The sequence below is a fragment of the Streptomyces sp. STAM6 genome, from assembly GCF_054963715.1.
In genome coordinates this window covers 126,751-135,888 of the sequence record NZ_JBUEFZ010000016.1, presented here as the reverse complement: position 1 = coordinate 135,888, position 9,138 = coordinate 126,751, and the positions used below count along the sequence as shown (strand labels likewise).

The 9,138-nt window shown below is 71.4% G+C and carries 8 protein-coding genes; 6 read left to right on the top strand and 2 right to left on the bottom strand.

The features are described 5' to 3' along the window. Positions 1-43: 43 nt before the first annotated feature. Positions 44-1,402: a replication-associated recombination protein A gene (locus ACY34K_RS20355; protein ID WP_462749033.1), complete on the top strand. Its 1,359-nt coding sequence runs from the start codon at positions 44-46 to the stop codon at positions 1,400-1,402. Between the two features lie 4 nt (positions 1,403-1,406). Here ACY34K_RS20355 and ACY34K_RS20350 read toward each other — a convergent pair whose 3' ends face one another. Next, complete coding sequence (locus tag ACY34K_RS20350) at positions 1,407-2,105, bottom strand: DUF2470 domain-containing protein (protein WP_462749031.1); 699 nt, start codon at positions 2,103-2,105, stop codon at positions 1,407-1,409. A gap of 191 nt (positions 2,106-2,296) precedes the next feature. Here ACY34K_RS20350 and rpsD point away from each other — a divergent pair, with 191 nt between their 5' ends. Beyond that, the gene (gene rpsD / locus ACY34K_RS20345; protein ID WP_462749028.1) at positions 2,297-2,911 is read left to right on the top strand and encodes a 30S ribosomal protein S4; all 615 of its coding nucleotides are present in this window, start codon (positions 2,297-2,299) and stop codon (positions 2,909-2,911) included. A 28-nt stretch (positions 2,912-2,939) separates the two neighbouring features. Here rpsD and ACY34K_RS20340 read toward each other — a convergent pair whose 3' ends face one another. After that, positions 2,940-5,078, bottom strand: a complete 2,139-nt coding sequence (locus tag ACY34K_RS20340) for an ATP-binding protein (RefSeq protein WP_462749026.1) — start codon at positions 5,076-5,078, stop codon at positions 2,940-2,942. A gap of 155 nt (positions 5,079-5,233) precedes the next feature. Here ACY34K_RS20340 and ACY34K_RS20335 point away from each other — a divergent pair, with 155 nt between their 5' ends. Genes ACY34K_RS20335 through ruvX form a run of 4 tightly spaced genes read left to right on the top strand, consistent with a single transcriptional unit; the run spans position 5,234 to position 9,135 of the window. Continuing rightward, positions 5,234-5,668 carry a DUF948 domain-containing protein gene (locus ACY34K_RS20335; protein WP_462749023.1) on the top strand — a complete coding sequence of 145 codons (435 nt, stop codon included), beginning with the start codon at positions 5,234-5,236 and terminating at the stop codon, positions 5,666-5,668. Between the two features lie 7 nt (positions 5,669-5,675). Next, positions 5,676-6,002 carry a DUF6167 family protein gene (locus ACY34K_RS20330; protein ID WP_462749021.1) on the top strand — a complete coding sequence of 109 codons (327 nt, stop codon included), beginning with the start codon at positions 5,676-5,678 and terminating at the stop codon, positions 6,000-6,002. Next, positions 6,002-8,671, top strand: coding sequence for an alanine--tRNA ligase (gene alaS, locus ACY34K_RS20325; protein ID WP_462749019.1), 2,670 nt, complete (start codon positions 6,002-6,004; stop codon positions 8,669-8,671). The genes ACY34K_RS20330 and alaS overlap by 1 nt, the downstream gene beginning before the upstream one ends. Further along, the gene (ruvX, locus tag ACY34K_RS20320; RefSeq protein ID WP_462749017.1) at positions 8,671-9,135 is read left to right on the top strand and encodes a Holliday junction resolvase RuvX; all 465 of its coding nucleotides are present in this window, start codon (positions 8,671-8,673) and stop codon (positions 9,133-9,135) included. The genes alaS and ruvX overlap by 1 nt, the downstream gene beginning before the upstream one ends. Positions 9,136-9,138 lie beyond the last annotated feature (3 nt).

The window sequence follows — 9,138 nt, the reverse complement described above, 5'->3', positions numbered from 1 at the left end:
TGCCCCGGCAGGACTGTCAGCGGGCTGGCATAGGCTTCACGATGTGGAGCCCGACCTCTTTACCGCCGCAGCCGAAGAACGCCAGGAGAAGGATCCGTCCAGCAGCCCCCTGGCCGTCCGGATGCGTCCGCGCACCCTGGACGAAGTCGTCGGCCAGCAGCACCTGCTGAAGCCGGGCTCGCCCCTGCGCAGGCTCGTCGGCGAGGGCGCGGGCGGCCCGGCCGGTGCTTCGTCGGTGATCCTCTGGGGCCCGCCGGGCACGGGCAAGACGACCCTGGCGTACGTGGTCTCCAAGGCGACCAACAAGAGATTCGTCGAGCTCTCCGCCATCACCGCGGGCGTCAAGGAGGTCCGGGCCGTCATCGACGGGGCCCGCCGGGCCGCCGGTGGTTTCGGCAAGGAGACGGTTCTCTTCCTCGACGAGATCCACCGCTTCAGCAAGGCCCAGCAGGACTCGCTGCTGCCGGCCGTGGAGAACCGCTGGGTGACGCTGATCGCGGCGACGACGGAGAATCCGTACTTCTCGGTGATCTCCCCACTGCTCTCCCGCTCGTTGCTGCTCACCCTGGAGCCGCTCACCGACGACGATGTGCGCGGGCTGCTGGACCGGGCCCTGACGGAGGAGCGCGGTCTGGGGGAGGCGGTGGCGCTGGCGGACGACGCCAGGGCGCATCTGCTGCGGATCGCGGGCGGTGACGCGCGCCGGGCGCTGACCGCACTGGAGGCGGCGGCCGGTGCGGCCATCGCCAAGGACGAGCAGGAGATCACCCTCGCCACCGTCGAGGAGACGGTGGACCGCGCTGCCGTGAAGTACGACCGGGACGGCGACCAGCACTACGACGTGGCCAGCGCCCTCATCAAGTCGATCCGCGGCTCGGACGTGGACGCGGCGCTGCACTATCTGGCCCGGATGATCGAGGCGGGGGAGGATCCCCGGTTCATCGCCCGCCGGCTGATGATCTCGGCGAGCGAGGACATCGGCCTCGCCGACCCGACGGCGCTGCCCACCGCGGTCGCCGCGGCCCAGGCCGTCGCCATGATCGGTTTTCCGGAGGCGGCCCTCACCCTCAGCCACGCCACGATCGCCCTGGCCCTGGCCCCGAAGTCGAACGCGGCGACGACGGCGATCGGGGCCGCACTGGCGGACGTGCGGAACGGGCTGGCGGGCCCGGTCCCTGCCCATCTGCGCGACGGGCACTACAAGGGCGCGGCGAAGCTCGGCCACGCCCAGGGATATGTGTACCCGCACGACGTGCCGGGTGGCATCGCCGCCCAGCAGTACGCCCCGGACGAGATCCACGGCAAGCGGTACTACGAACCGACGCGGTACGGCGCGGAGGCGCGGTACGCGGACGTGGTCGAGAAGGTCCGCGAGCGGCTGCGCGGCGAGGGCGGCGGCTAGGGCGTCAGCTCCGCGCCGCGTCGAACAGGGTACGCATGGCGCGGCGCATGCCGTGCACGTCGCGCACGGGCTCCCGGAAGTCGAAGCGAGCGTCGAACGAACGGCCCGAGGCGTCGCGGCAGCGCACGCGCAGCCCGAACCGGTCGAGCGCCAGCGGCACGACTCGCCGTACGGCCCCGGGCCCCTCGGTGGCCCGGTCGCCGAGCAGGGTGCTCAGCGCCAGCATGCGGTCGCCGTGGGCGGCGGCCAGGTGCTGCAGCAGCTCGGTCTCGTACGCCGCGAGCGGGTCCGGCGCGGCGCGGGCGAAGTCGTCGGGGTCGACCGCGTCGTCGCCCCACAGGTCGTCGATGTACACCTCGCCGACCTCCAGGCGCAGCATCATGTGGCCGGGGGCGGCGATGCCGGGCGCGCGCGTCAGCCACCCGGAGATCCGGGCGTGGCCGCGGATGCGGTGGGGGACGGCGACGGGGGCCACATCGGTGAGCTCCAGCACGGCGGGCAGTTCGTCGTCCTGGGCGTGCGTCGCGGCCCGTACGGGCGGGGCGTCGGCCGGGAACAGGAGGAAGACGTCGCCGTCGGTGCCCACGGTGCGGGCGTCGGGCATCAGCTGCTCGGGGCGTGCTCCGTCCGCCCCCGGGACGATCAGCACCGCGGAGCATGTACTCTGTACGAGAGTTCGTGTGCGCTCGGCTGCTGACGGCATCCGGGCGGTTTCAAGCCCGCTGGGACGCGGCTGACCATGAGCTGATCGGACCTCCGTCACATCGATGCTCTGCGCAGCGGGAGCATCGCTCTTTGTGCTGTCTGTGATGCGCGTGGTGTTCCCAGGGCGAGACATGCGATCTCCTTGAGTAAGGTGAGCCTAACCTAACCTACAATGGAGGTCTGGAGAACGTGCCTAACCAGTCGCGTCCCAAGGTCAAGAAGTCTCGCGCGCTCGGTATCGCGCTGACGCCGAAGGCTGTCAAGTACTTCGAAGCCCGCCCCTACCCGCCGGGTGAGCACGGCCGTGGCCGCAAGCAGAACTCGGACTACAAGGTCCGTCTGCTCGAGAAGCAGCGCCTGCGCGCGCAGTACGACATCAGCGAGCGCCAGATGGCGCGCGCCTACGACCGCGCCAAGAAGGCCGAGGGCAAGACGGGCGAGGCGCTCGTCGTCGAGCTCGAGCGTCGTCTCGACGCCCTGGTCCTGCGTTCGGGCATCGCCCGCACCATCTACCAGGCCCGTCAGATGGTCGTCCACGGCCACATCGAGGTCAACGGCGGCAAGGTCGACAAGCCGTCCTTCCGCGTCCGTCCCGACGACGTCGTGATGGTCCGCGAGCGCTCCCGCGACAAGGCCCTCTTCCAGGTCGCGCGTGAGGGTGGCTTCGCCGCCGACGGTGAGACCCCCCGCTACCTGCAGGTCAACCTGAAGGCCCTGGCCTTCCGCCTCGACCGCGACCCGAACCGCAAGGAAATCCCGGTCATCTGCGACGAGCAGCTGGTCGTCGAGTACTACGCCCGCTGACGCCGGCGCAGTACCACCCCCGCGGTGTTCAGCCCGCCGCTTCCCCGCCCTGACCGGTGGGGGAGCCGGCGGGCTTCCGCGTGTCAGGGGCCGGCCCCGGCCCCTCCGGAGGCCCGCTCGGCCGGGCGGGCGGACGCGCCCGCCCGGCCAGCGCCCGCTCCACGGCGGCGTCCAGCGTCAGTCCACCGCCCTCCTCGACATAGGTCCGGAACCGATCGGCGCCCAGCATCTCGCCCGCCCGCTGCTCGCACAGGGCGCGCGGCGCGCTGAAGTATCCGGAGCCGAACAGCGGCAGCCCGACCACCTCCCACACCGGCGCCGCCGCGCCCTGCAGCACCGCGGCCTCCGCCGGATCGCCCTCGCTCGCGGTCACCAGCGCCAGCAGCTCGATGGCCAGCACCAGCCCCACGAGGTCGTTGAAGGCGTGGTCGATCGCGATGCACTCGCCCAGCAGCCCGCGGGCCCGGCCGTGCTCCCCGCGCGTCCACGCCGCGTACGCCAGCACATAGAGCGCGTACGCCCGCGTCCACCGCTCGCCCCGGTCCTCGCACACCTCCCGGACTTCCTCGCACAGCGCCACCGCCGCCGCCAGGTCCCCCAGGAAGACCTTGGCCATCGCCAGTTCCACCTGCCCCATGAGTACCTGGCTGTTCAGCTCACCCAGCTCGCGGTACGCGGTGAGTGCCCGCGTCAGCAGCTCCTCCGCACGCGCCATGTCGTCCGACAGCAGGGCCAGACAGCCCATCCGGTGCGTCGTGTACGCGGCGGCCGCCGCGCTGCCCGTACGTGCGGCGCCCTCGCCGCACTCGTGCAGCGCCGCCACCGCGGCCGTGTTGTCTCCCTGCAGGATCGCCACGTAGCCCAGCACCCACAGCGCCTTGAGCCGCGCCTCCTCGTGACCGGACCGGACGGCGAGCGCCCGGTCCAGCCAGTGCCGCCCCTCGGAGAGCCGCCCGCAGCCCACCCAGTAGAACCAGAGTGTGCCCGCCAGATGCTGGGCCAGAGGCGCGTCGTCCGGCTCCTCCAGGCACAGGTCCAGCGCGGCCCGCAGATTGGGCAGCGCGTCGTCCGTGCACGCCGCGACCTCCGCCTGGCGCGGACTGAACCATTCCAGTTCGCACCAGGTGGCCAGCCCCATGTACCAGTCGCGGTGCCGCCGCCGGAGCCGCTCGGTGTCACCCAGCGCGGCCAGCCACTCCGCCCCGTACGCCGCCACCGTGTCCAGCATCCGGTAGCGCAGACCCGCCGGGGTGTCCTCGCGTGCCACCACCGACTGCGCCAGCAGCTCGCCCAGGACGTCCGGAACCCGCTCGGCGGGCAACTCGGGCCCCGTGCACACGTATTCGACCGCCTCCAGGTCGAACGGCCCGGCGAAGACCGACAGCCGTGCCCACAGCAGCCGCTCCTCCGGGGTGCACAGTTCGTGGCTCCAGCCGATGGCCGTGCGCAGCGTCTGGTGACGCGCCGGCTCACCCCGGTTCCCGCCGGTCAGCAGACGGAAGCGGTCGTCCAGCCGCAGCAGCATCCGCTCCAGGCCCAGGACGGGGAGGCGGCCCGCGGCCAGCTCCAGCGCCAGTGGAATCCCGTCGAGCCGGCGGCACAGCTCCCGCACCGTCGCCGGGTCGTCCGCGGCGAAGCCGGGCACCACCGCGGCGGCCCGGTCGGTGAAGAGGCGTACCGCGTCCTCCTGGGGCAGCGGCGCGAGCGGCACGACCGTCTCGCCCGCGATCCTCAGCGGACGCCGGCCGGCGGCCAGCACGGTCAGTCCGGGGGCCCCGCGCAGCAGCTCCCGGACCAGCACGGCACACTCCTCGACGAGGTGCTCGTACCCGTCCAGGACGAGCAGCAGCCGGCGGTCGGCGAGGTGTTCCGTCAGCATCCCGCGCGGCGGTCTGCTGGTGTGGTCGGTGAGCCCGAGCGCCTCGGTGACGGCGTGGTCCAGCAGCGCGGGATCGCGCACGGTGGCCAGCTCGGCCAGCCGCACCCCATGGCAGTAGCGTTTCTGCGCCGCCGAGGCGGCGTTCACCGCGAGCCGAGACTTTCCGACGCCGCCCACTCCGACCACGGTCACCAGCCGGGAGTCCGCCAGCCGCCGCCGCAGTTCCCGCAGCTCCTCCTCACGTCCGACGAACCGGTTCAGCTCGGCCGGGAGATTGCTCCGTCGCATGGAACACGGAGGGTACCGACACGAACGCGCTCCGTACAATCGGACCACGCAACTCCCCTTGCTGCCCGGCGGTAATGCGGTTCGGGGAGCGACCATGGGCGCGATAGGCTCGGAGGACGACTTTCGAAGCTTCGACGAGCAGAGAGCGGTGCGCAGTGACCGGAGGAGAGGTTGCCGGGATCCTGGTGGCCGTCTTCTGGGCGATCCTGGTCTCCTTCCTGGCCGTCGTGCTGGTGAGGCTGGCCCAGACGCTCAGGGCGACCACCCGGCTCGTGGCGGACGTGACGGAGCAGGCGGTGCCCCTGCTGGCCGACGCCTCGGCGACCGTACGGTCCGCGCAGACGCAGCTCGACCGGGTCGACGCCATCGCGACGGACGTCCAGGAGGTCACCTCCAACGCCTCCGCGCTGTCCACGACGGTCGCCTCGACGTTCGGCGGACCGCTGGTCAAGGTCGCGGCATTCGGCTACGGCGTACGCCGGGCCATGAGCCGGAACAAGAACGACAATCCGGCCGGGCAGCCACGGCGCGCGGTCATCGTCGGCCGCACGGTGCCGTCCGCCCGGACCGGCAGGAAGCGGAAGGGCTGACGCAGGGATGTTCCGCCGTGCTTTCTGGTTCACCGCGGGCGCAGCAGCCGGCGTGTGGGCCACCACCAAGGTCAACCGCAAGCTCAAGCAGCTGACCCCGGAGAGCCTCGCCGCTCAGGCCGCCGACAAGGCGATCGAGACCGGCCACCGGCTCAAGGACTTCGCGCTCGACGTCCGCGCCGGAATGCTCCAGCGCGAGGCCGAACTGGGGGAGGCCCTGGGCATCGACGCGCCGCCCGACCCCGCACTGCCCGCGCCGCGCCGTGTCGCGGCCCTGGACAGCCCCAACCACCCCCATCCCCACCACTCGTACAACCGGAATGAGGACCACTGATGGAGTCGGCTGAAATCCGCCGCCGCTGGCTGAGCTTCTTCGAGGAGCGCGGGCACACCGTCGTCCCTTCGGCGTCGCTCATCGCGGACGACCCGACTCTGCTGCTCGTGCCCGCCGGCATGGTCCCGTTCAAGCCCTACTTCCTGGGTGAGGTCAAGCCGCCGTTCCCGCGCGCCGCCAGCGTCCAGAAGTGCGTGCGCACGCCGGACATCGAAGAGGTCGGCAAGACCACCCGCCACGGCACGTTCTTCCAGATGTGCGGCAACTTCTCGTTCGGCGACTACTTCAAGGAAGGCGCCATCAAGCTCGCCTGGGAGCTGCTGACCTCCTCGGCCGAGCACGGCGGGTACGGCCTGGACCCGGAGCGGCTCTGGATCACCGTCTACCAGGACGACGACGAGGCCGAGCAGATCTGGCGCGACGTCGTCGGGGTCCCCGCCGAGCGCATCCAGCGCCTGGGCAAGAAGGACAACTTCTGGTCCATGGGCGTCCCGGGCCCCTGCGGCCCCTGCTCCGAGATCAACTACGACCGCGGCCCCGAGTTCGGCGTCGAGGGCGGCCCGGCCGTCAACGACGAGCGGTACGTGGAGATCTGGAACCTCGTCTTCATGCAGTACGAGCGCGGCCGGGGCATCGGCAAGGAGGACTTCGAGATCCTCGGTGACCTGCCGAGCAAGAACATCGACACGGGCCTCGGCATGGAGCGCCTGGCGATGATCCTCCAGGGCGTGCAGAACATGTACGAGACCGACACCCTGAAGGTCGTCATCGACAAGGCCACCGAGCTCACCGGTGTCCAGTACGGCGCCGCCCACGACAGTGACGTCTCGCTGCGCGTGGTCGCCGACCACATGCGCACCTCCGTCATGCTCATCGGCGACGGCGTCACCCCCGGCAACGAGGGCCGCGGGTACGTGCTGCGCCGCATCATGCGCCGCGCCGTCCGCAACATGCGCCTGCTCGGTGCGACCGGCCCGGTCGTCGGCGAGCTCGTCGACACCGTCATCAGGACGATGGGCGAGCAGTACCCCGAGCTGGAGACCGACCGCAAGCGCATCGAGACCGTCGCCCTCGCCGAGGAGGCCGCGTTCCTCAAGGCCCTCAAGGGCGGCACGAACATCCTCGACACCGCCGTGACCGAGACCAAGGCCGCCGGCGGCACCGTCCTCGCCGGTGACAAGGCGTTCCTGCTCCACGACACCTGGGGCTTCCCGATCGACCTCACCCTGGAGATGGCCGCCGAGCAGGGCCTGACCGTGGACGAGGCCGGCTTCCGGCGCCTGATGCAGGAGCAGCGGGACCGCGCCAAGGCGGACGCCCAGGCCAAGAAGAGCGGCCACGCCAACGTCACGGCCTACCGCGAGATCGCCGACACCTCCGGCGCCACGGAGTTCACCGGCTACACCAACACCGAGGGCGAGACCACCGTCGTCGGTCTGCTGGTCAACGGGGTGTCCGCGCCCGCCGCGTCCGAGGGCGACGACGTCGAGGTCGTCCTCGACCGCACGCCGTTCTACGCCGAGGGCGGCGGCCAGCTCGCCGACCAGGGCCGCATCAAGCTGCACAGCGGCGCCGTCGTCGAGATCCGGGACGTCCAGCAGCCGGTCCCGGGCGTCACCGTGCACAAGGGTTCCGTCCAGGTCGGCGAGGTGACCGTCGGCTCCACCGCCTACGCCACCATCGACGTCCGCCGCCGCCGTGCCATCGCCCGCGCCCACAGCGCCACGCACCTCACCCACCAGGCGCTGCGCGACGCCCTCGGCCCGACGGCCGCCCAGGCCGGCTCGGAGAACTCGCCGGGCCGCTTCCGCTTCGACTTCGGCTCGCCGGCGGCCGTGCCCGGCACGGTCCTCACGGACGTCGAGCAGAAGATCAACGAGGTCCTGGCCCGTGAGCTCGACGTGCACGCCGAGGTCATGCCGATCGACGAGGCCAAGCGCCAGGGCGCCATCGCCGAGTTCGGCGAGAAGTACGGCGAGCGCGTCCGTGTGGTCACCATCGGAGACTTCTCCAAGGAGCTCTGCGGCGGTACGCACGTCCACAACACCGCCCAGCTGGGTCTGGTGAAGCTGCTCGGCGAGTCGTCGATCGGCTCGGGCGTGCGCCGTATCGAGGCCCTCGTCGGTGTCGACGCGTACAACTTCCTCGCCAAGGAGCACACGGTCGTCGCCCAGCTCCAGGAGCTGGTCAAGGGCCGTTCCGAGGAGCTGCCGGAGAAGATCGCCGCCATGCTCGGCAAGCTGAAGGACGCCGAGAAGGAGATCGAGAAGTTCCGCGCGGAGAAGGTCCTGCAGGCCGCCGCCGGTCTCGTCGAGGGCGCCAAGGACGTTCGCGGCGTGGCGCTGGTGACCGGGCGGGTTCCCGACGGCACCACCGCCGACGACCTGCGCAAGCTGGTCCTCGACGTCCGCGGCCGCATCCCGGGCGACCGCGCGGCCGTCGTGGCGCTGTTCACCACGGCCAACGGTCGCCCGCTGACGGTGATCGCCACCAACGAGGCCGCTCGTGAGCGCGGCCTCAAGGCCGGCGAGCTGGTTCGTACGGCCGCCAAGACCCTCGGCGGCGGCGGTGGCGGCAAGCCGGACGTCGCCCAGGGCGGCGGCCAGAACCCCGAGGCCATCGGTGAGGCCATGGCGGCCGTCGAGCGCCTCGTCGTGGAAACCGCCTGATGCGCAGAGGCCGTCGCCTCGCGATCGATGTCGGGGACGCCCGCATCGGGGTCGCCTCGTGCGACCCCGACGGGGTCCTCGCCACACCGGTGGAGACCGTGCCGGGACGTGATGTCCCGGCCGCCCACCGGCGGCTGAAACAGATCACCGAGGAGTACGAACCGATCGAGATCGTGGTCGGGCTCCCTCGCTCCCTCAGCGGGGGCGAGGGTCCGGCCGCGGCCAAGGTCAGGGCCTTCGCCCAGGAGCTCGCCCGCTCGGTCGCGCCCGTACCGGTGAGACTGGTGGACGAGAGGATGACCACAGTGACGGCCAGTCAGGGACTGCGCGCCTCGGGCGTGAAGTCCAAAAAAGGCCGTTCTGTCATCGATCAGGCTGCCGCTGTGATCATCCTTCAGAACGCTCTGGAGTCCGAACGGGTATCAGGTAATCCGCCCGGCGAGGGCGTCGAAGTGGTCATCTGATCG

Excerpts from the sequence above, each read along its gene's own strand:
- ACY34K_RS20350 (WP_462749031.1), bottom strand. The coding sequence starts at position 2,105 with ATGCCGTCAGCAGCCGAGCGCACACGAACTCTCGTACAGAGTACATGC.
- ACY34K_RS20340 (WP_462749026.1), bottom strand. The coding sequence starts at position 5,078 with ATGCGACGGAGCAATCTCCCGGCCGAGCTGAACCGGTTCGTCGGACGT.
- ACY34K_RS20330 (WP_462749021.1), top strand. The coding sequence starts at position 5,676 with ATGTTCCGCCGTGCTTTCTGGTTCACCGCGGGCGCAGCAGCCGGCGTG.
- alaS (WP_462749019.1), top strand. The coding sequence starts at position 6,002 with ATGGAGTCGGCTGAAATCCGCCGCCGCTGGCTGAGCTTCTTCGAGGAG.
- ruvX (WP_462749017.1), top strand. The coding sequence starts at position 8,671 with ATGCGCAGAGGCCGTCGCCTCGCGATCGATGTCGGGGACGCCCGCATC.